The organism is Maribacter sp. ACAM166, assembly GCF_005771495.1.
Lineage (GTDB): Bacteria > Bacteroidota > Bacteroidia > Flavobacteriales > Flavobacteriaceae > Maribacter.
Genome location: NZ_VAUW01000001.1, coordinates 1 through 25,270 on the forward strand (window position 1 = coordinate 1; position 25,270 = coordinate 25,270).

Sequence of the window (25,270 nt, forward strand, 5' to 3'; positions counted from 1 at the left end):
GCGATACCTTTGAAGACCTTGTGATTGTGTATGCGTTTATTCTTGCAGACCCTCACCGGAGTAGAGTCAATAAAAGATATTCCAGAGCAATCACCCAAACAGCAGGTCTTTAAAAATAAAGTCATAGCCATTAAGTTCTGTTGCATTAGTTCTGTAAATCTATTATAGGAAACTGTGTCAGGGAAATCATTCTTCATATGATTTTTTACATAGAAAACATAGAAGTGTTTAAAAGTTCTAAAACCACTTAACTGGAAAATAATCGCTATCGTGATTACTTCACTTTGGGACATTATCGAAGGACGTTTTGCTTTGTTTCCAATAAGAGCCTTATCGACTATTTCAGCATATTCTTTGCAGAACTCATCAACCAAACAGAAAATTTCTGTAACTTTAGAGTAGATTACCATAGATAGATTTTTAGATTAATGAATTGAATTTCAACACTTTAATTTACTGAAAATCTATCTTTTTTGTTGCATAATAATCAAATATTATTAATCGAACTCAGGTTTATATGGTGAGGCAAAGGTTTATTTTGATTCTGTTTCAATTGATGAGCTTACGGTTGCTATTTATGGAAGCAGCTATTTGGAAATAGCAGAAGGCACTATAAATCGCCAAGTGTTTAGAGCTTATGGTGAAAGTGAAGTGAACACCCTTGGTATGAATGCAGGTGAAACAAAAATAACTGCTTATGGTGAAAGTAATTTTAGGGTCAATGTTTCAGATCGATTGAAAGTAACTTGCTATGGGGAAACCAATGTAAGTTATACGGGAGATCCAGAAGTGGACAAGGGTATTATCATTGGCGAAGCGAGAATTAGAAAAATAGGATAGTAATAAAAGATTCTAGAACAAAAGTTAAAAACCCGCTATTTAGCGGGTTTTTCTATAATACACATGTAAGCTTTATTCAAAATCAACTGCCGAAACACCATCATTTACTTTAATTTCAGAAACAATAAATTCGAAATTTTGTGGTCCTACAGCTTGTGTTAATTTGAAAGGGAACAAGATGCCTGATACCTCTTTGTATTCTTCAAATGTAAATGTGCTTTGTATATGTTGACCTTGCATCTCGGTAATAGTTACTTCTTGTAGCTTCAAGCCAGTTTCAGCATCGTAAAAAACGGATTTATTGGCTGTTATTTTTAATTTGTAAGCCTTCTTTTCCCCGACCATTTCGGTGCCTTCTAATGTGATGTTGCCAGCGGTCAAATAATTTAATTCAGGAAATGGAGCTGACTCCTCTTTTATCTTATTGATATCTTCATCAGAAAGGTCTTTACGTTGCCCTTGATTAATCATGTAACCTTTATTACCATCCAACACTTGTTTGCTGATAGAATTCCCCATCATCTTAATGTTTTGCATGAATTGATCATTGGCAGTTTTTTTTACTTCAAGGTATAATTTCATTCCTTGCATTTCTGCTGCTGCAGTCATGGAATATGAATCAACACTTTCTAATTTTGCTTTTCCACCTATGGCTTCAATATGTTTTTTAATAACATCTTCGGCAGTTAAACCTTCAGGTATAGAGGCTTTGTAATTAGGAGTTTCGGTTCGTTCTGCAGTTTTAGAATAGAATAAAATCGGCAATTTTTTGCTTTTATAGGTAATTTTTTCAAGGTTCTCTAATACATCACTTCCCTTGCCCGTAACGACCACTCTAGCGTTAGAGGAATTAAAATGTTTTTGCGCAGCATTCTGGACATCTTCAATGGTGACCTTGTCTAATCTTTCTAAATAAGTTTTATAAAAATCTTTAGGAAGATCTTCTGTTTCAATATTCAAAGCATAACGGGCAACGGTTTGCGGATCTTCCAAGGCCATAATAAAACGACCAGCATATTTAGCTTTTGTATTCTTTAACTCTTTCTCACTTACTGGTTCTGTGTTGATACGATCTATTTCCTTCAAAATTTCAACTACAGAACTATCCGTAACTGCATTTCTTACAGAGGCTGTGGCCCTAAACCTTGATGCCGAGTATTTATTTTCGTTAACGGAAGAATATGAGCCATAGGTGAATCCTTTGTCTTCACGCAAATTAAGAAACAACCTGCCTTCTCCACCGCCACCAAGAATTTGATTGGCGATTAAAACAGGAATATAATCTATATCTTTCATTTTTAATTCCACAACATTCTGTACCGCTATTTCAGATTGAACTGCGTTGGGCATATCCACGAAGTTTATTTGTGTATTAGGAACATTTTTAGGGCTAGTGTAACTGAAATTAGGCGGAACTGCTTTTGTCCAAGGTGTAAAATACTTTTCTACCAATACCTTAACCTCTTCAAGAGATACATCACCAATAACAATTAAATAGGCGTTGGCAGGCACAAAATAATCCCTGTAGAATGCTTCAACATCCGGAAGGGTGACGTTATTTACAGTAGTTTCAGTAGTAAACTCACCATAAGGGTGGTCTTTACCATAAGCCAAAGCAAGTTGTACGCGTCCGGAAATTGCTGATACATCCTTCTCTTCCGACTTAAGTCCGGTAATCAATATATTTTTTTCCTTGTCAAATTCTTCTTTTGAGAAATTAGGGTTAATTGCGGCATCTGCCATTAATTCCATCATCCTAGGAAAATATTTTGACAATGATTGTGCATACGCACTTTGTGGTCCAAAATTTAATCGGGTACCGAGAAAATCGATTTCCTCGTTAAATTCATCTTTAGGAATGCTTTTAGAGCCATTTCCTAAAAGACTTCCGGTTAGGCTGCTAACACCTGCTTTTTCTCCCTCTAAAATTGGGGGGTTGTCTATAGAAAGTTGAATAGAAACTCTTGGTAACTTATGGTTTTCAACTACCATTACCTTTAAACCATTGTTTAATCTAAAGCTTTCGGGATCGCTTAAATTGATTTCAGGTGCCGGACCTGCTTTTGGCATTACTGTACGATCTATTTGTGCCTGTGCGGAAATAATCGTAAAAAATGCTGCTAGAAATATATATGTCTTTTTCATAAATGTTTTAGTTTGCCGTATTTTCTTCTGGTAAATATTCAAGTAAGAGTCTTTGGTTTGGGTTCAAGTATTTACGTGCTACTTCTTTAATATCTTCTCTCGTAATAGACCGATAGATGTCAATTTCTTTATTAATTAAAGAGGTGTCGCCATACAACAAATAATATTTAGCTAAAGAATTAGCGATGCCTTCAACGTTTGAATTTGAATTAACAAATTGATTTTCAAATTTGTTTTGTAATTTTTGATAATCCTTTTCAGAAATTAGAGTGGTCCTCACTTTTTCTATTTCTTCCTCCATTTCTATAGTAAGAACATCTAACGTAGTTTCACCAACAGGCAGACCAAATACTACATACATTCCATAATCTTCTTGCGAGATATTAAAAGCTCCAACCTGTAAGGCTTGTTTCTGGTCATCAACCATTTTTTTGTATAGTTTTGAAGATGGGCCATCACTTAAATAGGTGGATATTACATCTAATATATACGCATCCTTTTCTTTAAAGCCTGCTGTTCTATAAGCAATCATAGAGGCAGGTATTTGAATATTAGAATCGTAGAATTTTGCATTTTTTTGTTGGGTTATTGGGGTTTCTTTTGGGTAATTTCTTGTAATATCCTTTCCTTTAGGAATGGGTCCAAAATAATCCTTAATCAACTTTTTTGTTTTTTCAAGGTGGATATCACCTGCAACAACAAGTACTGCGTTGTTTGGAATATAGTATTTTTTATTATAGGCAATAACGTCATCTAGAGTTGCTGCATCCAAATCCTTCATGTAACCAATATTGGGATCTTTGTATGGATGTATGTCAAATAGGTTTTTTCCTAAAACAGGAAGAAACTGACCATAGGGAGAATTGTCATAGCGTAATCTCTTTTCTTCCTTGACTACTTCTTTTTGGGTATCTATACCGCTTTGTTCTATAATAGGGTGAAGCATTCGTTCAGATTCTAACCAAAGCCCTAATTTTAAATTATTTGACGGAAAAACTTCATAATAATAAGTTCGGTCTTGCGTCGTATTTGCGTTGTTTGTACCGCCATTTGATGCTACTATTTCAAACCATTTGCCTTTTTCGATATTTTCGGTTCCTTCAAATAATAAATGTTCAAATAGATGAGCAAACCCTGTTCTACCTTCTGTTCGGTCTTTGCCCCCTACATGGTACATGACAGATGTCGTAACAATTGGAGTTGTTTTGTCTTGATGTAAAATTACATGAAGGCCATTTTCGAGGGTATACTCTTCAAAATTAACCTCTTGTGCAAAGGCGATAATTCCATAAAAAAGTATAGCGGTAGCTAAGAGTAAATTCTTTTTCATTTAAAAAGTGTTTAGTAAAGTGTTATACAAAATCAGTGTGCAATTTCATGAAAATGTTACAATAAAGATATTTTTTTGTGGGTAACCTCTAAATGACGAAAATTCTTTAACAATAGATTTTAAATAATCTATTGTTTATTGATTACCTTGATAAGCTAAACAAACCAACGACAAGAATATGAATAGATTTACTTTACCCGTACGATTTGGCATTGCAGCAAGTGGATCCCTTATTGCCTACTTTTTAATTTTATCCCTTTTAGGGTTACATACTAATGTGTTTTACAGTATTTTCAACGGGGTTATAACGGGGTTTGCTATTTATGAAGCAATCAAATATCATAAACTACAACAAGGGGATAAATTCACCTACACGGAAGGTTTTAAGACTGGGTTAATTACCGGAGGTATTGCTACTATAATATTTACCATATTTTTCGCAATTTATTCTGAAGATTTACAGCCTGGTTTTTTAGAGCAACTTTCCACCAAATGGGCCAATACCTATCAAGGTTTTGAGGCTATAGTTTTCTTTGTTGTAGCCATAATGGGTTTCTCTACAACTATAGTTTTGACTTTGACGTTTATGCAGCTTTTTAAAAGCACAAATACGCCAAAAAAGAATAAGGTTTAAAAAAAGCTTGTAAATTCATCAGTAAGAATTATATTTGCACCCGCCTATGGAAAAAATCCATCAGGTTTAATTATTACATTTAACAATATGTACGCAATTGTAGAGATGGCAGGGCAGCAATTTAAAGTTGCAAAAGACCAAAAAGTGTACGTTCACCGCTTACAGGTAGAAGAAGGTAAAAAAGTCACTTTTGACAATGTACTTCTTTTGGCTGATGGGTCGAACGTTACTATTGGCGCCCCGGCTATAGACGGAGCCGCAGTAGAGGCTAAAGTCGTTAAACACCTTAGAGGTGACAAAGTAATCGTTTTTCATAAGAAAAGACGTAAAGGTTACAGAAAGAAAAATGGACATCGTCAATCTCTAACAGAGATTGTAATTGAGTCTATTATTTCAAAAGGAGCAAATAAAGCAGAACCTAAAGCTAACAAAGTAGATGGTAAGGCAGCCCCTGTTGAAGTCTCAGTAGCATCTAAGCCAAAAGCGAAAAAAGCTACAGCAAAAGGTGACGATTTGAAAAAGATTGAAGGTATCGGACCAAAAATAGCCGAAACATTAATCGCTGCAGGAATTTCATCTTTCGCAGAGTTAGCAAAAACTGATTCAGCTAAGATTTCTGAAATCATTGCTGACGTTCGTGGAAATCATGTAACAGAAACTTGGCCGAAGCAAGCGCAATTAGCTGCAGATGGTAAATGGGACGAGTTACAGAAATGGCAAGATGAATTAGATGGTGGTGTAGCTAAATAAGCTGACCATTAAGTATAATATATAAAACCTTAGACAATGGCACATAAGAAAGGTGTAGGTAGTTCGAAAAACGGAAGAGAGTCAGAATCGAAACGATTAGGAGTTAAGATTTTTGGTGGTCAAGCTGCAATTGCTGGTAACATTATTGTTAGACAGCGTGGAACAAGACACAATCCTGGTGAAAACGTTTACGCAGGAAAAGATCATACGCTACATGCACGAATAGATGGTATGGTTAAGTTTAAAAAGAAAGCTGGTGGAAAATCATTTGTTTCCATTGAGCCTTTCGAAGCTTAAACTGAATAATGCATAACTAAAAAACCTCTTCAGAAATGAAGAGGTTTTTTAGTTATATTTAACTTGGGCAATGTTGGTTAAAGACGATGATAAGCAATGTGCGTTAAAATAGTTTTTCGCCTATCTCAAACCAAGAATTTACGCGCTCAAAACCAGTTGTATTTTCATTGTGTGGTGATGTAAATTGAAGACCTCGACCTTCAAAACTCTCTAAGTTATAGCTTCTATCATCAATTAAAATATCACCTTTTAAGATGTGTTTGTGTCCGCAAAGAATGCGGTTTTGCCATGGTATAAATGGAAAGTGTTCATCTAACCATTCACTTTTTTCTTCTAATGAATTTGGGAATTGCATGGCTGCAGATGCTATATAGACCTCGTGAACGCTTGAAAGTTTTTCTAAAACTTCTTGACTACCAGCTATGGGTTTTAGATTTCTAAAGAAACCTTGTCTAGTGGCGTGTTTTCTAACACTATCTTGATGCGCTTCAGGAACCATTCGCCATACTTCTGAGCCAGAACATGAATTCGTGGTCAGTTCACCTTTGAATTCCATATTATAAAGCGCTATATGGGCGCCATAAGTATCAGCAATTACTTCATCCATATCCACAAATAGTATCATAGTAATTATTTTTAACGAAGTACGCTAAAACACTTTACATAGAAAAGGGATTCTATTAAATTTGGCGATCAATAGTATTTCACGGCTTGAAAATCGCGATATCAAAAACCAAGTTTTGAACTTTCCAATTCATTTTTCAAACACCTTAATAAATAAGTCAAACCTATCATGGAGCCTAAGAAATTGCTCAATACTTGGTTCATTTATATAGTATCGATTTTAAGCTGAATAGGTATTTTGCCTTACATTATTTCTTATTCGTTAACTTCAAATTCTGCAAAAATTTATAAAACTAATCTTGAAGGTTATGATAATTTCAGTACACTAAGGAAATGCAAGATAAGTGTTGTTATTGGGATTGTTTTTAATGAAGTCATCACTGGTTTTACTATATGAACGTAGGTTGGGACGCGCCTGGTTGTATGAGTTTATAAGAGGATAGTATGAAGGTTTAGAACATAGAGGAAGCGGCTAGCTTAATGAGGACAATATAAATTTCAGTGTCACAATGTTAATATGACACTACTTATCATCGCAATTATTTCATTTTATTGATATTTTTATAGCAGTGGATGAACCAATTCTACTGAATATGCTAAGGCTTTAATATTTTTGGTCAGTTCACATTTAAGTTATCAGTTTGTAACTTGAATAAGGTTAATAATATTAGTATAACAGCATAGGTTTATTTTATAATTTTAGCTACTTTAAACTATAATTTTAAATAATCTTAATCATGAAAAAATCAATCATTTGCGTTGCAATGGCTAGTACTTTATTATTTTCTAGCTGTTTGGGTTCTTTTAGTGCTTTTAATAATCTAAAAGATTGGAACCAAGGACTATCTGATAGTAAATTTGTAAATAACCTTGTTTTTTGGGGATTAAACATTATCCCTGTTTATGGTCTTTTCTTTTTAGGAGATACCATTATTTTTAATGTTATCGAATTCTGGAGTGGGTCTAATCCTATAGCAATGGAAGAAGGTGACCAAGAAACTCAAATGGTAGAAAGAGATGGAAACACCTTTGAAATGGTCGCAACTAAAAATAGAATGCAGGTAACGGTAGTGGAAGGTCAGAAAAAAGGCAATAAAATTGATTTGATATATAAGCCCAGTGAAAAGTCATGGAACGCTGTACGCCCAAATGGTGAAATCATAAAACTTTCATCTTTTGAAGAAGGATTCTACATTGTTTATATACCAAATGGAAAAGAAATTAAGATTAATCCATTAAGTTCTAAAGAAGAAGGATTGGCCCAGATTAAAGAGCAAACAGATTGCTATTATCTAGAAGGTATGTTGGCTGAAAACAACTGATACTTAAAAGCTTAAAAAAAAATGGTCCTGATTTTTTGTCAGGACCATTTTTTTTACAAACCTATATTTAATACCTGTAATACTCTGGCTTAAAAGGCCCTTCAACAGTAACTCCGATATAATCGGCTTGTTCCTTCTTTAATTCGGTGAGTTCTGCCCCTAAACGAGACAAGTGTAGTTTCGCTACTTTCTCATCTAAATGCTTTGGCAACATATAGACATCATTATCATAATTATCACTATTCTTCCAAAGCTCAATCTGAGCAAGTGTTTGGTTCGTGAATGAGTTGCTCATCACAAAACTTGGGTGGCCAGTCGCACAACCTAGATTGACCAATCTACCTTCTGCCAAAAGGATAAGGTCTTTACCGTTAATGGTATATTTATCGACTTGTGGTTTTATTTCATCCTTGGTATGACCATGGTTTTTATTCAACCAAGCCATATCAATTTCATTATCAAAATGACCAATATTACACACGATGGCTTTATCCTTAAGCGCCTCGAAGTGCTCAGCTCTAATAATATCTTTGTTTCCTGTAGTAGTAATCACAATATCGGCATTACCAATAACGGTTTCTAACTTTTTAACTTCAAAACCATCCATACAAGCTTGCAGTGCGCAAATTGGGTCGATTTCAGTAACAGTAACAATTGAACCAGCTCCTTTAAACGAAGCAGCTGTTCCTTTGCCCACATCACCGTAACCGGCAACTACAACGCGCTTACCAGCAAGCATGGTATCGGTAGCTCTTCGAATTGCATCAACAGCACTTTCGCGACAACCATATTTATTATCAAATTTCGATTTGGTTACAGAATCATTAACATTGATAGCAGGCATAGGAAGTGTTCCTTTCTTTACGCGCTCGTATAAACGGTGTACACCAGTTGTAGTTTCTTCTGAAAGACCTTTTATTCCAGCTGCCATTTCTGGATATTTGTCTAGTACCATGTTAGTAAGGTCACCACCATCATCTAAAATCATATTTAATGGTTTTCTGTCCTCACCAAAAAATAGCGTTTGTTCGATACACCAATCAAATTCTTCTTCGTTCATACCTTTCCAAGCATAAACAGGTACGCCTGTTGTCGCAATTGCTGCAGCTGCTTGATCTTGTGTTGAGAATATATTACAAGAGCTCCAAGTAACTTCTGCACCTAACGTTGTTAATGTTTCAATTAACACAGCTGTTTGTATGGTCATATGAAGGCATCCGGCAATACGAGCATCTTTTAAAGGCTGTTCATCCTTATACTCTTCACGTAATGCCATTAGACCTGGCATTTCAGCTTCAGCCAATTCAATTTCTTTTCTTCCCCAGGCAGCAAGGGAAATATCCTTAACCTTATAAGGCACATATGGAATAGTTTTGGTGCTCATATCTTTAATATTTTATACTTTCGTTAATCTGTGTAAAACTAAAATTAATTCGTGCAAAGGTACGAATAACCCTAATAATCCCATGGCGGTTTACAAAACTATAACAGTTAACGAGGATACTTCCCTAGCCATTTGGAAGGTAGATGAAGCCGAAGATAAGTTATGGAAAGACGTAGAATTGACACCCCATTGTCAAGCGCGATTTGATGGAATGAAATCTGAACTTCATCGCAGGGCATTTTTAAGTATAAGACACTTATTGGCCGAATATGGGTATACCGATTCTGATTTAGTTTATGACCTGAACGGCAAACCCCACCTTCGTGATGGTAAATTTATCTCCATTACCCACTCTCATAATTTCACAGGTATAATTATCAGCAAATCTGAGGAAGTAGGTATTGATATAGAAATGCAGCGGGATAAAATTCTGCGCATAGCACACAAGTTCACACCTTTCGAAGAATATAGAACGTTAGCCAATACTGCTGCTATTATTAGAAAACTGACTATTGTTTGGGGGGCAAAAGAATCACTCTATAAAATTTATGGACATAGGGGATTAAGTTTTTTACATCACATAAATGTGCAAGATTTCATGTTTGATAATAAAAATACAACAGCACAAATAATTTTTATGGGAGATTTATCTAACTATGATATACGCTTTCTAGAATTCGAGGAATTTACATGTGTTTATGCTACAAGAGATAAGAGTTAAAAATCAATAAAGACCAAAACAAGCATCTATGGATATATCAGTAGAATTAACATTTTCACCATTACAGGATGATTTTGAACAACATATTATAGACTTCATCAAAAAGATTAGGGCTTCTGGGTTAACTATTATTGAAAACCCACTAAGTACCCAAGTTTTCGGTTCTTATGAGGATGTAATGAAAATGTTGAACAAGGAAATCAAAATAGCTTTTGAACTAATGGATAGGGGGCTTTTGTTTATGAAAATCGTTAAATCTGATAGAAGCGCCTATGAGCCCCATTTTTGATTATTTCTTTGGGCAATACGCTGAGTATGAAACTTTAGATATTGTACTTGAAGTCGTAGCGGTGATTTTTGGGTTACTATCTGTTTGGTTTTCCAAGCAGAATAATATTTGGGTGTACCCGACAGGGTTGATTAGTACTTCAATTTTTGTATATCTACTTTTAAAATGGGGTTTGCTTGGTGATATGCTTATCAATATATACTATTTTATTATGAGTATATATGGGTGGTATATTTGGACAAGAAAAATAGACGCCGAACATTTTACACCAATTACCAGAGTCACTAAAAAGGAGAACATAATATCTATATTTATTTTTTTTGGGACGATTGTTTTTGTGTTTACAGTTTATCAGGTTTTTGATAAATGGAATAGCTGGACAGCATATGTTGATACCATAACAACAGCTATATTTTTTGTGGGTATGTGGCTTATGGCCAAACGAAAAGTAGAAAATTGGATATATTGGATAGTGGGTGATATTATATCAATTCCGCTATATTTTTATAAAGGATTTACATTTACTAGTTTTCAATACCTAATTTTTACAATATTGGCCATTTATGGATATAATGCATGGAAAAAAAATATAGACAGGAACCTTCAAACATCTTAAAAGTGGTTCTTTTTGGGCCAGAATCAACTGGTAAGACGACACTTTCAGAACAACTGGCGAGATACTATAATACAGTTTGGGTACCTGAATATGCTAGAGAATATTTGCAGGATAAATGGAATAATGAACGTAAAACCTGTGAACCTGATGATTTGCTCCCTATTGCTGAGGGACAAATGTGCTTAGAGAATGAATTATCTAAAAAAGCAACTAAAATTCTGATATGCGATACCGATCTATTAGAAACCAAGGTGTATTCTGAAGCTTATTATATAGGTGATTGTGACCCGATTCTAGAGAAATATGCATTACAGAATTGTTATGACCTTTATCTGTTAACGTACATCGATATTCCATGGGAAGCTGATGATTTAAGGGATAAGCCAGGAGAAAGAGAAGAAATGTTTTCCTATTTTCAAGGAACCTTAGAAAAATACGGTAAAAATTTTATTATCTTGAAGGGGGACAAGAAAACGCGTTTAGAAAAGGCTATTAACCATATAGATCAGTTATTAAATAAATGATACAACTTACAGAGAACGACGAAAAGCAATTAAAGGATAAGGGTATTACGAAAGAAAAGGTGATGGACCATGTCAGCACTTTTAGAGAAGGTATTCCTTTTGTAAAGTTAAAAAACGCAGCGATTATAGGAAACGGAATACTTAAATTTTCTGAATCTGAAGAAAAGGAGCTTATTCAATTGTATGATTCGAAATTAAAAGATTTAGATATTTTGAAATTTGTACCTGCTTCTGGAGCAGCTTCTCGTATGTTCAAAGCTTTATTTAATTTTTTGGAGGTGTATAAACCAGAAGAGGAATTACTTGATGCCTATTTAAAAAGGACGAATGATAAAGATATTAAGGTGCTATCCGGTGGTTTAGAACGTTTACCATTTTACGATATAGTAATGGACAGATTACCTAAAAACATTGATTCACAGGGTAAAAAGGTATTTCTTTTTGTTTCAGAGCTACTTGGTGAGAATACACTTAATTATGGTTTTTATCCTAAGGGATTATTACCATTTCACAATTATAAAGATATAGCAGCGACACCATTTGAAGAGCATCTTAAAGAAGGTTCGTTATATGCAGGTTCTAATGGTAAAGCAAAAATTCATTTTACCGTTTCTGAGCAACATGAGGAAATGTTCAAAAATGAATTTAAAGAGGCTGGACCTAGAGTTTCTGATTCTACAGGAATGAAATATGAAATAGACTATTCATTTCAGAAATCATCTACCGATACGTTGGCAGTTGATATGGATAATAAGCCATTTAGAAATGATGATGGTACAGTATTATTCAGACCAGGAGGCCATGGCGCTTTAATTCAAAACTTAAATGAGCAGGATGCAGATGTGATTTTTATAAAAAATATCGATAACGTAGCGGTTATGAATGATGCTAAGGCCGTAGCTGACAGCAAAAAGGTATTAGCCGGGATACTTCTGAAAGAACAGGTAAAGGCATTTAAATATGCTGAGCAGTTAGAAAACGGAGAAGTGGCAGATGCTGACCTATTGGAAATAAAATCATTTTTGAAGGAACGGCTAAATATTAGATTTCGTGACGACTTCGATTTAAAATCAACGTTGGAGCAGCAAGAAGTTTTGAAAAATAAAATCAATAGACCAATTCGCGTTTGTGGAATGGTGAAAAATGAAGGGGAGCCAGGTGGCGGTCCGTTTTGGGTTGCCAATACCAAAGGCGAAGTTTCATTACAGATTATTGAGTCTGCTCAAATAGATATGGATAGCAATCAACAGGCAGTTATTATGAAGAATTCCACCCATTTTAATCCGGTAGATTTGGTATGTGGAGTACGAAATTATAAAGGTGAGAAATATGACTTGCTCAAGTTTGTAGATCACAAACAAGGGTTTATTACAGGTAAAACAAAAGATGGTAAAGAATTAAAGGCACTGGAGCTTCCAGGTCTTTGGAACGGAGCCATGGCATTTTGGAATACAATCTTCGTAGAAGTACCATTGGTGACCTTCAATCCGGTGAAAAGTGTAATTGACCTTTTAAAAGATTCACATCAGGTTTAATCAATAGTTGAAAAGAATAAAAAAATGTGTAGTTTCTACACATTTTTTTGTTTACACAATTTTACCCACATCGTAGAAAAATACAAGACATTTAAACCGCTGTTATTTAGTATGTTAATTGGTTTTTTTATTTGATTGAATTGTTCTGATATAATGTTCTGTTAGAAGTATCAAGAATGTTTAATCTAAAAAACTTAATGATTAAAAAAATTAGTTTTCCCGACAGTACTGGCAATAAGAAGCTTGATACTAGGTACTGCGGCTACTGCGATTATGTTCTATGGAAGACATTTTTTACATGATTACAAAAAAGTAGCAACTTCTGATGTTCCCACACCCCAGTTATAGAATCTTTAGAGGTAGGCTAGTAGAAGCGACATTAATTAAAGTCTATGTGGATTAGCAGGATGATTAAAAGCTACAAGTTTCAGTGGAAGATGGCACATTAATGGAACGTTTTGCAGATGCCTAAGGTAGCTAGGTTAGAAATGTAATATTCCCTTTAATTTAGGAATCAAAAAAGCTATAATATTTAGTTAACCTATAGTCCATATGCAGGTTTGCACCGTAAATAGAAAAGATACAAGTAGTATTAACGATTAAAATTTTCAGAATGAAAAAGAACATATTACTTATTTTATTGGCTGTAGGAGTGATGTTTAATGTAACAGGAATGTCAATCTCAAAAACAGTAGAGACCAATGCTGAAATTATTATAGCTGATGAATTTGTGAAAATAAAATCTAGTGAGCTAACATCTCCTGTAGTAGAACAAATATTAAAACAATATCCTACTTCAAAGCTAGGTGCTGCCTATAAAAATGATAGAGGAGAATTTAAATTGATTATGGTTCTTAAAAGCGGAACAAGAAGAACCGTATTTATAGATCAGCATGGTAATTGGATAACTAAAAAATAAAATTTGGGGCTAGTACTCTTAAAAAAACTACAAATACCGGTTTTTTATTTTAACAGTGACCAGGCACAAAAAGTGGTATTTAAATAAGTGGAGCAAGTTGATAAACAAATGGTCACTATAAGTTTAATTACTACAATTTCAATTTTTGAGGATAGCAGTAGTTTTAAAAATATGTTGGGAAGAATAAAAATTAATCGAATAACTTTTACGTAGACACTAATCGTTAACAATGAGGCTGCCATTAAGCATTATTTTTTTACAAAATTATTTATGAGAGATGAATTTACTGCATTACATTTGCAACATCTCAAAGGGGTGCCGAATGCTGATTTTTTTCAGTATAAAGCTGAGATTATACCCAAAGAACCTGGGCGGGTAATGCTGCCAAGGGAGGCGATAGTCGCCATTAGGTTACAATTGTTGTGCTAGATAAGTTTTAGTGGCAACTAAAATCAATATAAACTTTAGAATAATAGCCCCTTTTATTCGTATAATATTTACGAATGAAACTATCTATTTTCACAATTACGGCGTTTTTTACGCTAATTATGGGCATTCAAGCCCAAGAACGCGAGTCAGATTCAACACAAGGTAAAAAGGTAATCCTAGATGAGGTTTTTGTCTCTGCGATACGGGTCACAAAAGAATCACCTGTAACATTTTCTAATCTTACAAAAGAGGATATTAAATCAAGAAATTTAGGTCAAGATATTCCGGTTTTGATGAACTTTTTGCCGTCTGTTGTGACGACTTCAGATGCTGGCGCAGGTGTTGGTTATACTGGTATACGAGTAAGGGGTAGTGATGCAACTCGAGTTAATGTGACAATTAATGGAGTACCTTATAACGATGCGGAGTCACAAGGAACGTTTTGGGTCAACATGCCAGATTTTGCCTCCTCTACAGAAAGTTTGCAATTGCAACGTGGTGTGGGTACTTCTACAAATGGTGCTGGTGCTTTTGGTGCTAGTCTAAATGTATTGACAGATGGGTTTTCCCAAGATGCCTATGGCCAAATTTCAACTTCACTTGGAAGCTTTAATACATTAAGAAACAATTTGAAATTTAGCACCGGACTTTTATCTAATCAGGTAGAAATTTCTGGAAGACTATCTAAAATTAATTCTGATGGTTATGTTGATAGAGCTAGGTCAGATTTAGATTCTTATTTTTTACAAGGGGCGTATAAAGACGACAATACCTTAATAAAGGCCTTGCTTTTCGGTGGCCATGAAATCACCTATCAAGCCTGGTACGGTATAGACTCCCAAACCTTAAAAGATGATAGAACTTTTAATCCTTCAGGAATATATACTGATGAAAATGGAAATGCCCAGTTTTATGATAATGAGGTAGATGATTACAAGCAGGATCACGCTCAACTCTTATGGAACGAACAGGTTTCAGAGTATTGGAGTACTAATATAGCATTACACTATACAAGAGGTAGAGGTTTCTTTGAGCAGTATAAAGAAGATGATGATTTTGATACCTATGGTTTTGAGCCAATAAATGTGGATGGAGAAGTTGTAAATACAACAGATGTTATTAGACGACGCTGGTTAGCTAATGACTTTTATGGAGCCGTATTTTCTGCTAATTATAAAAAAGAACAACTAAGTCTAATTATAGGTGGTGGATTAAATAAGTATGAAGGCGATCATTTCGGGGAAATTATCTGGGCTAGGTATGCAAGTAATAGTAATTATCAAGACCTTTATTACGATGATAACTCAACTAAAATAGATTTTAATTTATATGCGAAAGCGAATTATCAATTGAATGAACAGTGGTCTTTATATGGTGACCTTCAATATAGAACTGTTAGGTATAAGGCAAATGGAGAGGATACAGGGAAAGTTGATGATACGTTTAATTTTTTCAATCCGAAAGCAGGTGTTACTTATGATTTGAATGCCAACAATAATTTCTATTTTTCATATGCGGTAGCGAATAGAGAGCCGAATAGAAATGATTATGAAGGTGGAAATCCGAAACCTGAACGATTGAATGATTTTGAATTAGGATGGAGGTATGTTTCGCCCGATGTTCAGGTGAATACAAATGTATATTACATGAACTACAAGGATCAGTTAGTGTTGACTGGCGGCCTTAATGATGTTGGAGCACCTTTGCGTGCCAATGTAGGGGATAGCTATAGATTAGGACTCGAAATAGATGCTAACATTAAATTAAACGATAAGTTTAATATTCGCCCGAATGTAGCTATAAGCGATAATAGGAATATTGATTATTTTATTAATAGGGATGGCGCATTACAAGATTTAGGTAATACAACGATTGCATTTTCACCATCTTTAATAGCAGGTAATATTCTTAGCTATACACCATTTCATGCGTTAAACCTGTCATTGTTTTCAAAGTATGTAGGTGAGCAATATCTAAGTAATACAGATACAGAAGCATCTAAACTCGAGGCCTATTTCACTACTGATTTCAATATCACCTATGAGATAAAAATGAATAGAATTTTAAAATCTATAGTATTTTCAGGATTGGTTAATAACATTCTAAATGAGAAATATGTATCTAACGGATATACGTATTTAGATGATTTTTCTACACCAGGAAGTTCTTTTGAAGTTCAAGGGTATTATCCGCAGGCAGGAACAAATTTCTTACTAGGGGCTACTGTTAATTTTTAATACAAAGAAGCTTAATAAGTGAATTGAGCAGAACCATAAAACAGGAGCTTTTATGGTTCTGCTCATCATTAGTACTTTGTTCTGGGGTTAACTTAAGAGTTGACTATGAAGTTATACCAGTGTACATATGATATTTTTTTTGTAAAAAGTAAGGGGTAATATTAAGGCATGTTTAACTTTTACGTAAAAAAGAATATTCTAATTTAGGGCTTTAAATTCTTGGGTTATGAATCGTACCATTCCAGTTTTCGGCAGTAGGTTAAGAAATAATATTGTGACGGTTCCAGAAGTGATATCCGAATGTTCTGGTATACGGGTGTTTGGTCAATCTATTAAATCCTTCATTTTCAGTACAGATGTTGCTATACTTAGAAATACCAATGCGAATGCAATCATTGCAGTTTATCCTTTTACCCCGCAACCAGTAATTTCAAATGCATTGATATTAGCTGCAGATAAGCCTATTTTCTGCGGAATAGGAGGTGGAATAACTACAGGGCTACGATCTTTAGAATTGGCAATTCATGCAGAGTTTCAAGGTGCGTTGGGTGTTGTATTGAATAAGCCTACTCCGAATAGTCTAATTAGACTTTTGAAAGAAAAGATAGACATACCGGTAACGATTACCGTAGTTTCTCAAAAAGATGATATTAAGGGCAGATTACAGGCAGGTGTTGATATTTTTAATGTTTCAGGGGCAGGAAATACAGCTGATATTATAAAGAAAATAAGAGATTTAGATTCAGATGTTGCAATTATTGCCACAGGTGGTAAAACAGATGAAACCATAATGCTCGCAATAGAGGCAGGTGCAAATGCAATTTCGTACACCCCACCGAGTACGGGTGAATTGTTTAAAGAGATTATGGAAAAGTACCGATTAGAAGAATAATCTAATTAGATACGATAACAGTATTTCCACTAAAACGAGCACGGTATTCCAACATGTCATAATACCTTTTTCCATCATCTGGTCGGTTTAAAAGCTGTCCCGTGAAAAGGCTGTATTCATACTCTTCGCAAGAACAAGTCGCAACTTGGCCATTTAAACTCATGGTAGAGCATTCGTTGGGAGCATGATTTGGGCAACTGGCCTCAAAAGCCCTAAATTGATCAAAACCTGCATTGATAATAAAAACACCCCGTGTACCAACACCATCACTTTTAACAAAAACAGCACTTCCTGTATTGGTAAGTGGGTTATAGCTAGGCAGATTTAAATTGGCGTCAAAACGAAAATTTATCTCCTGTAAATACGGATTTCTAATTGTACCATCATTACTACAGGCAGTGATTATCAATAAAAATAAGATACTTAATTTACGAATCATGCTATAATTTTGTTTTGGAGAACTTGAGCAAATGTGCGTAAAAATTATGTATATTTGTGTTAAATCCTCTCTTAAAAAGCCTTGTTAAAAGGCTATTGCAGAGGATTTGTTTATTTGTAAATCGAGATGTTATGAGTAACGTATCATACTATACTGCTGAAGGGTTAAAAAAACTCAGAGCAGAACTTAATCACTTTAGGGACATAGAGCGACCTAAGGCTTCTGAAGCAATTGCTGAAGCAAGAGATAAGGGTGATCTTTCCGAAAATGCTGAATATGACGCTGCAAAAGAGGCGCAGGGTCTTCTTGAGATGAAAATTGCAAAATTAGAAAATACCGTTGCCAATGCGCGGTTGATTGACGAATCACAATTAGATACTTCTAAGGTATTGGTACTCTCAAGTGTGCGGTTAAAAAATAAAAACACTAGTATGGAGATGACCTATAAATTGGTAGCTGAAAGCGAGGCCGATTTAAAAACGGGGAAAATCTCGGTCAATTCTCCGATTGGTAAAGGTTTATTGGGTAAAAAAGTGGGCGACACTGCAGAAATCATTGTGCCTAGTGGCGCTATTAAATTTGAAATTCTTGAGATTACAAGAGGTTAGATTTTAAAATAACTATATTTAATCCTGTCCTTATATAAGGACAGGATTTTTTATTTATGTTATAAACATGAAATTATGTCAACTATTTTTACCAAAATTATAAATGGAGAAATACCTTGCTTTAAGGTAGCCGAAGATGCCAATTTTTTGGCATTTTTAGATATTAACCCCAACGCTAAAGGGCATACGCTTTGTATTCCAAAAAAGGAAGTGAACAAAATTTTGGACTTAGATGAGGAAACTTATATGGGTCTAATGCTATTTTCAAGAAAGGTCGGTAAGGCACTTGAGAAAACGGTTGACTGCAAACGTGTAGGTATAACCGTAATAGGTTTAGAGGTACCTCATGTACATGTGCATTTAATTCCATTAAACGAAATGAAAGACGCAAGTTTTCAACATAAAGTAAATCTAACCGACGAAGAATTCAACAATTTAGCAACGGCGATTAATGCTAAAATTGAATAGCACCAGATAAAAACAAATAAATAGTACCAGTAACTAATGCTAATAAGAACAGCATTAATCCATAAAAAAGTAAGGTTGGTTTAGATGACTTTTCAGCAGGTACTGCTGTTTTTTGATAGTATGAGACCATACGTTCTAAATCTTCTGTCCAGCTCACTGGGTAAATAGTAGTTTGGCACGTATTGCAAACCAATTTATGGCTCAAATCACCAGTAGTTTTGTGAAATAGGCTTCCGAAGGTGTGTTTTTGATAAAAGGTAAGGTTTAAATCTTGGTTGAAACACTCCGGACAGTTGTTGTTCAGATTTGCTTCCTTAATAACAATTAGTTTTTCCTTTACCATAAATCAATGTAACACTTTTAGTGATATTTGCATAATGGTACCTTCTTTGCCAGATGATAGCACCTTTATTTTACCATCATGATATTCTTCAACAATACGCTTAACTAAAGAAAGACCAAGACCCCAACCTCTTTTTTTAGAGGTGAAACCCGGTGTAAAGATACTACTATAGTTGCTTTTAAGAATACCATGTCCTGTATCTGCAATCAAAATGTTCACATATTTACCGTCGGGTACAATTTCAATGGCAATACTACCTTTACCACGCATAGCATCTATTCCATTTTTAACTAAATTCTCAATAGTCCAATTGTATAGTGAGCTATTTAACAGTACCGGCAGTTTATCCACCTTTGTTTGCAGCGAAAAATGAATCAGTTTAGAGCTTCTCCTTTTTAAATAGTCGTAAGCATCTTGGGTTTCTTTGACAATGTCACTTTCTACTAATTTAGGTAAAGATCCTATTTTAGAAAACCGTTCGGTTATCGTTAGTAGTCGATCAATATCTTTTTCAATCTCTTTGGTAATACTCGGGTTAATCGATTCAGTTTTTAATAATTCATTCCAACCCAAAAGAGAAGATAAAGGTGTTCCTATTTGATGGGCTGTTTCTTTGGCCATACCAGCCCAGAGCTTATTTTGTTCAGCAGCTTTGGTAGTTTTGAAGAGGAAGTAAATAACCGCAGCAAAAAGGAAAATAATGAGCAGTAAAGCAATGGGATAAAACTTTAATTTGTTCAATACATCAGAATTACCATAATAAAGTGTTGCCAAATGTTCTCCTTGTTGATCTATAGATATAGGGGTGTTCTCATTTTTGAATTGGTTTAATTGTTTTTGTATAAAAAGAGAGTCATCTACTTTGGTGGGAGGGAAATTATTGACCCTAATAGACTTGTCCTTATTAATAAGAATCATAGGGGTAGAGGTGTTGTTTTGAAAGACTTTTAAATGCAGGCTTCCCAAATCTACAGTTTCAGAAGATTGTAAAAACTCTGATTGCGCCGTAGCCCAAATTTCCATTTTTAAGCGTTCTTCTTCCTTAAACTGTTTAAAAAAACTATTCGTGTTCCATAAGATGAGACTCACTACAGCAAAGGAGCCTATCAATAGAAAAATGTTGGAAATCTTGTTTTTAGGAATAAAGTTCATCCAATTGCTTTCTAATATTAAGGATAACCCCAAATGTAAATAATTGTTGTGTGGTTATCTATCTAGCTAGTTTTATAACCGCATCATTTTATGTATTTTTGACCTTTATTGTAAAAAGAGTTCAACATGGAAATAGAAGGAAAAGTTAAATTGATTGGAGAAGCCCAAACCTTTGGTTCTAATGGGTTTAGAAAAAGAGAATTGGTAGTGACTACAGATGAACAATATCCACAACATATTATGGTTGAGTTTGTTCAGGATAAGTGTGATCTATTGAATAGCTATGGTGTAGGACAAGATGTAAAAGTCAGCATTAACTTAAGGGGTAGGGAATGGACTAATCCTCAAGGACAGGTAAAATATTTTAATTCTATTCAAGGATGGCGTATAGAGAACGTATCTCAATCGCAACCAGAAGGGATGCCGCCGGTACCACCAATGGAGGCTTTTGAACCAGCTGACAAGTTAAACGAAGAAGATCATGATGATCTTCCTTTTTAAGTGGCTTAGAAGATTATAAGAGAGATTAATGCTCTTTTAATAAATAAAAACTTGTTTAACTTAAGCGGTTAAACAAGTTTTTTGTTTTTTGACTTTTTAATTAATTTAAAAATAAAGAGTGACAAGGCCCCAGCACCGATTATTTTATTTGACGGATGCCATCGTATTCCCTCCAGTAGATACTGCAAATGCAGAGGGTCTGTTGGCGGTTGGCGGTGATCTTTCATCTGATCGTTTATTGGCAGCGTATCAAAAGGGCATATTCCCATGGTTTAATACTGATTCTCTTATTTTATGGTGGAGTCCAGATCCGAGAATGGTACTCTATCCTGATCAAATAAAAATCTCGAAAAGTATGAGAAAGGTTCTTCGAAACGAGCAGTTTAGATTAACAAAGAATACATCTTTTCAAAAAGTTTTGGAGCATTGTTCTTCTGTAAAAAGAGAAGGGCAAGATGGCACATGGATTACGGAAGATATGAAGAATGCATATATTGAATTACACAAAAGAGGTGTCGCCACATCATATGAGGTTTGGGAAGGCAGCAATTTAGTTGGTGGTTTATACGGGGTCGATTTAGGGTATATTTTTTGTGGAGAAAGTATGTTCAGCCTAACATCAAATGCTTCTAAGTTCGCCTTTATTAAGTTGGCAGAAGAACTGCAGGAAAAAGGGTGTAAGCTTATAGATTGTCAATTATATACAGAACATTTAGCAAGTTTAGGGGCACATGAAATATCCCGAAAAGAATTTATCAAGTATTTAAAGTGAAATCACCAAGCTGTTTAAAAAGAAGAAAACCTCTTGCGTGTTTTGGGTAAAATTCTCCAATTGGTTCTGAAGTCTGAATTGAAATTTAAAACTCTTCAATAATGACCAAACTATTTGCCAGGTAATGCGATGGCTGTACTTTCTCTTATACAAAGTAAAGATTCTGTTGTGGCTTACATATGGGGTTCTCCAATATTTAATACCGAGCCATTAAGGGAAATATCCATGGCAAAACGGTAACAAAACAGGTGTGCAGTATTTGAGGTAAGATGCGTTGTTCAGTCCTAAGCCTACTATCTAAATGGGCTCCTCTATATTTTTAAGTTACATTGTAGTGTTTGATAAATCTCAATTCATTTTCCTTTAAAGTTTCAAAGACTTCTCTAAATAGATATTGAATACCAAATCCTAAACTTTTATTCAGGTCTATTTTAAATGAAGTAAAATGGGTAAGTTCTACTTGTCTATCCGTTAGTTGGGTCTTTTGGTCCTAGCACAAATAATTGCGTTTGACCAAAGAAAAACTTTTGTGTGTATAATGCGAAACCTTATCATTAACAGTAGTTTGGGGTTCCAAATAGGCCGTGCTATTGTCCTGCGATGGAGATTAAAAGATTTAACTAAAAGCCTTTCTACTAGTATAAAACATGGTTATAATTTGAAGGAAGCGAGGTTTTAATACTTTTTAAATTTCCTTCAGCATCAAATAGAATTTCATAATCCGAATAACCTTTATCCTTTTTTCCTATGACTATAACCTCATAGTTGATTGAGGGTAGAATAAGATTTTGAAATGCATTTTTGAAAGTTTTTTCTAAAGAATCATTGTTTGAACAATATTGCTGTTTTAGTAATTTAATTCGATATTTCGAGAAAGTATTGTTCAAATAAGATTCTATATTAGTATAGGTATCGTTGGGAATATCTATAGGTTGTATCAATATTTCAATACCCTCCAAAACTCCATCACTATTGAATTCTATACTATACCTAAGTTTATCTTTTTTAAATTTGGCTTCAAAACTAACTCTTGTGCTATCTGTTTCCTGATAAAATTTTAAGCGTTTTAATTCCTGAACGTTGTCTTTTATTAATACAAGCGCATCTGGTGGAAACTGCGATTTTCGAATACGAAACTCTCGTTCATACTTATATTGTGCAAGGCCATAGTTACAGCAGAAAAATAAAGAGGCAAATATAACGAGTATAAATTTTTTTTTCAAATCTTACTTTATTGGCAATTAGACTTTGGTATACTTAAAGCAACTGATCTCATGGTCATTGACCATGCCAGTGGCTTGCATAAAGGCATAGACTATGGTGCTGCCTACAAATTTAAAACCACGCTTTTTTAAATCTTTGCTTATGGCATCTGATAGTGGTGTATTTGCAGGAGCTTCTTTATAATTTAGAACCTTGTTTTGTATTTGCGTACCGTTTACGAAACCCCAGATGTATTCGCTGAAACTGTCAAATTCTTTTTGGATTTTTATAAAGGCACTTGCATTGCTTACGGTGGCACGAACTTTTAATTTGTTTCTGATGATGCCTTCATCCTGCAATAAATCGAGAATTTTTGTTTCAGAGTATTTAGCAATTTTCTTATAATCGAAATTATCAAAAGCTTTCCTAAAATTTTCACGTTTGCGAAGAATGGTAATCCAACTTAAGCCTGCTTGAAATGTTTCTAAGACTAAAAACTCAAAAAAAAGGTCGTCGTCTTTTATTGGAACGCCCCATTCCATATCATGATAAGCTTCATAAAGTGTATCGCCCTTACACCAACCACATCGATTTTCTTCCATGATTTAAAAGTAATATATATTGGTATACGGTCAAATTAAAATGCGTTTACGATATACAGATAAAGAGGCATGCCAAGAGTAATATTGAATGGGAACGTAATAGCCAATGCCATGGGTAAATATAAACTCGGATTCGCCTTTGGTGCGGCTAATTTCATAGCAGCTGGCACAGCAATATAAGAAGCACTAGCAGCTAGAATGGCAAACAAAAATCGATCTCCAATACTATCAGTGAATAATGAACTTATAACAGCCACCAAACTGCCGTTAATTAACGGGATAATTATAGCAAACAAGAACACAAACCAGCCTTTTTTTAGAAAATCTGCTAACTTTTTACCACTTGTAATCCCCATATCCAATAAGAAAACAGCTAAGAATCCTTTGAAAATATCTGTCGTAAAAGGTTCTATACCACTTGCATGCTGATCACTTGTCAAAAACCCAATAATTAAACTTCCCATAATTAGTAAAACACTACCATTCGTTAATGAATGTTTAACGACACCATATAATGAAATTTTATTTTTTTTATTTTTTTGAAAGTATGACATTAATAAAACGCCAATGATAATGGAAGGTGCTTCCATTAGTGCCATAACCGCAACCATATGGCCGCCAAATTCTATTTGTTCCATTTCTAAAAAGGAAACAGCCGTTACGAATGTTACAGCGCTAACAGATCCATACGAAGCAGCAATTGCACCAGAGTTTGCCACACTGAATTTTCTTCTCAAAATAAAGTAAGTATATATTGGGACTGAAAGTGCTAAAAAAACCCCGAATAAAAGCGACCATAAAATCTCTAAATCTAAATTACTATGAGAAAGTTCCATTCCACCTTTAAAACCTATTGAAAACATAAGGTAGAGGGAAATAAATTTTGATGAATTAGGAGGAATTTCTAAGTCGCTCTTTAATTGAACGGCAATAATACCTAGAAAGAAAAAAAGCAATGCCGGGTTGGTCAAGTTATCTAACAGCAGATGTAAATCCATGAAAATGGTCTATAATAAGGAGGATTGAGTAAAAATCGGAGTGGGTGATTTGAGGACAAAGGTTTCGCTTAATTGGAAATAAAAAGACTCCTTTTTCTGATATGGTCTAAGTTCAAGTTATAAGTGAAATACGACATCAATTTAGGTTACCTAGTGTTCTTATTAGCAAATTATACCATATACTTAGGCAGGCGAATAATTATTTGTCAAAAATGGTTATTGCATTTATAAAAAGTTTAGACCTATCATATCACCATAAAAAGCTTAGGACTAGAAAAAATTATATCCTTTGTTCATGAATTGATGTTATACTGAACTAACCCTGTCAGGTGTTATTCATTCATTGAAATTTCTAAAACTCCATTTATTTTTATGGTAAATCCTTTCTGCTTAGCTTGTTTGAAGAATTTTTTAGCGACCAATTTTTCATGTTCTAATCTAATAATATTAGTGTCAGGAAATTTGGTGTTTGCTTTCAACGATCCTTCGCACAAGGATAGCCGCTGTAATTTGTGAAAATTTATTTTTTCATCAATTAATGATTGGACAACATCATAAGCTTCTGAAACGGTAAACACCCCATCAACTAGTTGAATATTTTGCTTTAATTTTGTGTTGGCGACTTCATTTTTAACTGCTACTTTCATAATAAAAAATTCTGTTTTAAGATTTCTACTGCAAAGTTTATAATAATTA

The 25,270-nt window shown here is 34.4% G+C and carries 29 protein-coding genes and 1 pseudogene; 18 read left to right on the forward strand and 12 right to left on the reverse strand.

What is annotated here, in order from left to right; all coding sequences use genetic code 11:
- A partial coding sequence (locus tag ES765_RS00005; protein ID WP_317131382.1) for a transposase occupies positions 1 to 410 on the reverse strand: 410 nt, incomplete at its 3' end.
- 118 nt (positions 411 to 528) lie between these two features.
- Here ES765_RS00005 and ES765_RS00010 point away from each other — a divergent pair.
- Positions 529 to 840 (forward strand): annotated as a pseudogene (locus ES765_RS00010) (GIN domain-containing protein); the annotation flags it as partial.
- A 72-nt stretch (positions 841 to 912) separates the two neighbouring features.
- Here ES765_RS00010 and ES765_RS00015 read toward each other — a convergent pair.
- Positions 913 to 2,985 carry an insulinase family protein gene (locus tag ES765_RS00015; RefSeq protein WP_138110477.1) on the reverse strand — a complete coding sequence of 691 codons (2,073 nt, stop codon included), beginning with the start codon at positions 2,983 to 2,985 and terminating at the stop codon, positions 913 to 915.
- Between the two features lie 7 nt (positions 2,986 to 2,992).
- Positions 2,993 to 4,315 (reverse strand): M16 family metallopeptidase, encoded by a 1,323-nt coding sequence (locus ES765_RS00020; protein ID WP_138110478.1) that lies wholly within the window; start codon positions 4,313 to 4,315, stop codon positions 2,993 to 2,995.
- A 178-nt stretch (positions 4,316 to 4,493) separates the two neighbouring features.
- On the opposite strand from ES765_RS00020, the gene ES765_RS00025 reads away from it, so the two are divergent.
- The 3 genes from ES765_RS00025 (at position 4,494) to rpmA (ending at position 5,996) form a co-directional block, all read left to right on the forward strand.
- Complete coding sequence (locus tag ES765_RS00025; RefSeq protein ID WP_138110479.1) at positions 4,494 to 4,949, forward strand: DUF4199 domain-containing protein; 456 nt, start codon at positions 4,494 to 4,496, stop codon at positions 4,947 to 4,949.
- Positions 4,950 to 5,036: 87 nt separating this feature from the next.
- Positions 5,037 to 5,699, forward strand: coding sequence for a 50S ribosomal protein L21 (gene rplU / locus ES765_RS00030; RefSeq protein ID WP_138110480.1), 663 nt, complete (start codon positions 5,037 to 5,039; stop codon positions 5,697 to 5,699).
- A 36-nt stretch (positions 5,700 to 5,735) separates the two neighbouring features.
- Entirely contained in the window at positions 5,736 to 5,996 is a 261-nt protein-coding gene (gene rpmA / locus ES765_RS00035) for a 50S ribosomal protein L27 (protein WP_138110481.1), read from the forward strand.
- Between the two features lie 103 nt (positions 5,997 to 6,099).
- On the opposite strand, the gene ES765_RS00040 is transcribed toward rpmA, so the two are convergent.
- Positions 6,100 to 6,621 (reverse strand): 5' nucleotidase, NT5C type, encoded by a 522-nt coding sequence (locus ES765_RS00040; protein WP_138110482.1) that lies wholly within the window; start codon positions 6,619 to 6,621, stop codon positions 6,100 to 6,102.
- Positions 6,622 to 7,357: 736 nt separating this feature from the next.
- On the opposite strand from ES765_RS00040, the gene ES765_RS00045 reads away from it, so the two are divergent.
- Positions 7,358 to 7,942 (forward strand): DUF3332 domain-containing protein, encoded by a 585-nt coding sequence (locus tag ES765_RS00045; protein WP_138110483.1) that lies wholly within the window; start codon positions 7,358 to 7,360, stop codon positions 7,940 to 7,942.
- A 67-nt stretch (positions 7,943 to 8,009) separates the two neighbouring features.
- Here the strand turns inward: ES765_RS00045 and ahcY are convergent, their stop codons facing one another.
- Positions 8,010 to 9,326, reverse strand: a complete 1,317-nt coding sequence (gene ahcY / locus ES765_RS00050; protein WP_138110484.1) for an adenosylhomocysteinase — start codon at positions 9,324 to 9,326, stop codon at positions 8,010 to 8,012.
- An 82-nt stretch (positions 9,327 to 9,408) separates the two neighbouring features.
- On the opposite strand from ahcY, the gene ES765_RS00055 reads away from it, so the two are divergent.
- The 9 genes from ES765_RS00055 to ES765_RS00090 all read left to right on the forward strand — a co-directional run bounded on the left by ES765_RS00055 (position 9,409) and on the right by ES765_RS00090 (position 17,488).
- Positions 9,409 to 10,047, forward strand: coding sequence for a 4'-phosphopantetheinyl transferase family protein (locus tag ES765_RS00055; RefSeq protein WP_138110485.1), 639 nt, complete (start codon positions 9,409 to 9,411; stop codon positions 10,045 to 10,047).
- A 28-nt stretch (positions 10,048 to 10,075) separates the two neighbouring features.
- Positions 10,076 to 10,336 (forward strand): thiamine-binding protein, encoded by a 261-nt coding sequence (locus ES765_RS00060; protein WP_138110486.1) that lies wholly within the window; start codon positions 10,076 to 10,078, stop codon positions 10,334 to 10,336.
- A complete protein-coding gene (gene pnuC, locus ES765_RS00065; RefSeq protein WP_138110487.1) occupies positions 10,320 to 10,952 on the forward strand; it encodes a nicotinamide riboside transporter PnuC in 633 nt (210 codons plus the stop codon). Before ES765_RS00060 ends, pnuC begins: the two co-directional genes overlap by 17 nt.
- Complete coding sequence (locus ES765_RS00070) at positions 10,913 to 11,476, forward strand: AAA family ATPase (RefSeq protein WP_138110488.1); 564 nt, start codon at positions 10,913 to 10,915, stop codon at positions 11,474 to 11,476. Before pnuC ends, ES765_RS00070 begins: the two co-directional genes overlap by 40 nt.
- Positions 11,473 to 13,011 carry a DUF4301 family protein gene (locus tag ES765_RS00075; RefSeq protein ID WP_138110489.1) on the forward strand — a complete coding sequence of 513 codons (1,539 nt, stop codon included), beginning with the start codon at positions 11,473 to 11,475 and terminating at the stop codon, positions 13,009 to 13,011. Before ES765_RS00070 ends, ES765_RS00075 begins: the two co-directional genes overlap by 4 nt.
- A gap of 613 nt (positions 13,012 to 13,624) precedes the next feature.
- The gene (locus ES765_RS00080) at positions 13,625 to 13,930 is read left to right on the forward strand and encodes a hypothetical protein (RefSeq protein ID WP_138110490.1); all 306 of its coding nucleotides are present in this window, start codon (positions 13,625 to 13,627) and stop codon (positions 13,928 to 13,930) included.
- Between the two features lie 270 nt (positions 13,931 to 14,200).
- Positions 14,201 to 14,359, forward strand: a complete 159-nt coding sequence (locus ES765_RS21595) for a hypothetical protein (protein ID WP_171017195.1) — start codon at positions 14,201 to 14,203, stop codon at positions 14,357 to 14,359.
- A 74-nt stretch (positions 14,360 to 14,433) separates the two neighbouring features.
- On the forward strand, positions 14,434 to 16,596 hold the full coding sequence (locus ES765_RS00085) for a TonB-dependent receptor (RefSeq protein WP_138110491.1): 2,163 nt from the start codon (positions 14,434 to 14,436) through the stop codon (positions 16,594 to 16,596).
- Between the two features lie 226 nt (positions 16,597 to 16,822).
- Positions 16,823 to 17,488 (forward strand): hydrolase, encoded by a 666-nt coding sequence (locus ES765_RS00090; RefSeq protein ID WP_138110492.1) that lies wholly within the window; start codon positions 16,823 to 16,825, stop codon positions 17,486 to 17,488.
- A gap of 1 nt (position 17,489) precedes the next feature.
- Here ES765_RS00090 and ES765_RS00095 read toward each other — a convergent pair whose 3' ends face one another.
- On the reverse strand, positions 17,490 to 17,927 hold the full coding sequence (locus ES765_RS00095) for a Rieske (2Fe-2S) protein (protein WP_171017196.1): 438 nt from the start codon (positions 17,925 to 17,927) through the stop codon (positions 17,490 to 17,492).
- Between the two features lie 131 nt (positions 17,928 to 18,058).
- Here ES765_RS00095 and greA point away from each other — a divergent pair, with 131 nt between their 5' ends.
- Both greA and ES765_RS00105 read left to right on the forward strand, forming a co-directional pair.
- Positions 18,059 to 18,535: a transcription elongation factor GreA gene (gene greA, locus ES765_RS00100; protein ID WP_138110493.1), complete on the forward strand. Its 477-nt coding sequence runs from the start codon at positions 18,059 to 18,061 to the stop codon at positions 18,533 to 18,535.
- Positions 18,536 to 18,610: 75 nt separating this feature from the next.
- A complete protein-coding gene (locus ES765_RS00105; protein ID WP_138110494.1) occupies positions 18,611 to 19,003 on the forward strand; it encodes an HIT family protein in 393 nt (130 codons plus the stop codon).
- Here ES765_RS00105 and ES765_RS00110 read toward each other — a convergent pair.
- Both ES765_RS00110 and ES765_RS00115 read right to left on the reverse strand, forming a co-directional pair.
- Positions 18,990 to 19,346 carry a hypothetical protein gene (locus tag ES765_RS00110; RefSeq protein WP_138110495.1) on the reverse strand — a complete coding sequence of 119 codons (357 nt, stop codon included), beginning with the start codon at positions 19,344 to 19,346 and terminating at the stop codon, positions 18,990 to 18,992. The genes ES765_RS00105 and ES765_RS00110 overlap by 14 nt on opposite strands.
- Positions 19,347 to 19,349: 3 nt before the next feature.
- The gene (locus ES765_RS00115; RefSeq protein ID WP_138110496.1) at positions 19,350 to 20,498 is read right to left on the reverse strand and encodes a sensor histidine kinase; all 1,149 of its coding nucleotides are present in this window, start codon (positions 20,496 to 20,498) and stop codon (positions 19,350 to 19,352) included.
- Positions 20,499 to 20,624: 126 nt separating this feature from the next.
- Here ES765_RS00115 and ES765_RS00120 point away from each other — a divergent pair, with 126 nt between their 5' ends.
- Together ES765_RS00120 and aat are read left to right on the forward strand one after the other, a co-directional pair.
- Complete coding sequence (locus ES765_RS00120; RefSeq protein ID WP_138110497.1) at positions 20,625 to 20,999, forward strand: DUF3127 domain-containing protein; 375 nt, start codon at positions 20,625 to 20,627, stop codon at positions 20,997 to 20,999.
- Positions 21,000 to 21,117: 118 nt separating this feature from the next.
- Positions 21,118 to 21,771, forward strand: a complete 654-nt coding sequence (gene aat, locus ES765_RS00125) for a leucyl/phenylalanyl-tRNA--protein transferase (protein WP_249356153.1) — start codon at positions 21,118 to 21,120, stop codon at positions 21,769 to 21,771.
- A gap of 635 nt (positions 21,772 to 22,406) precedes the next feature.
- Here aat and ES765_RS00130 read toward each other — a convergent pair.
- From ES765_RS00130 to ES765_RS00145, 4 genes are all read right to left on the reverse strand, one after another.
- Positions 22,407 to 22,994 (reverse strand): hypothetical protein, encoded by a 588-nt coding sequence (locus ES765_RS00130; protein WP_138110498.1) that lies wholly within the window; start codon positions 22,992 to 22,994, stop codon positions 22,407 to 22,409.
- An 18-nt stretch (positions 22,995 to 23,012) separates the two neighbouring features.
- Positions 23,013 to 23,576 (reverse strand): DNA-3-methyladenine glycosylase I, encoded by a 564-nt coding sequence (locus ES765_RS00135; RefSeq protein ID WP_138110499.1) that lies wholly within the window; start codon positions 23,574 to 23,576, stop codon positions 23,013 to 23,015.
- Between the two features lie 35 nt (positions 23,577 to 23,611).
- Positions 23,612 to 24,574, reverse strand: coding sequence for a sodium-dependent bicarbonate transport family permease (locus tag ES765_RS00140; RefSeq protein WP_138110500.1), 963 nt, complete (start codon positions 24,572 to 24,574; stop codon positions 23,612 to 23,614).
- Between the two features lie 332 nt (positions 24,575 to 24,906).
- On the reverse strand, positions 24,907 to 25,221 hold the full coding sequence (locus ES765_RS00145) for a hypothetical protein (protein WP_138110501.1): 315 nt from the start codon (positions 25,219 to 25,221) through the stop codon (positions 24,907 to 24,909).
- Between the last annotated feature and the right edge of the window lie 49 nt (positions 25,222 to 25,270).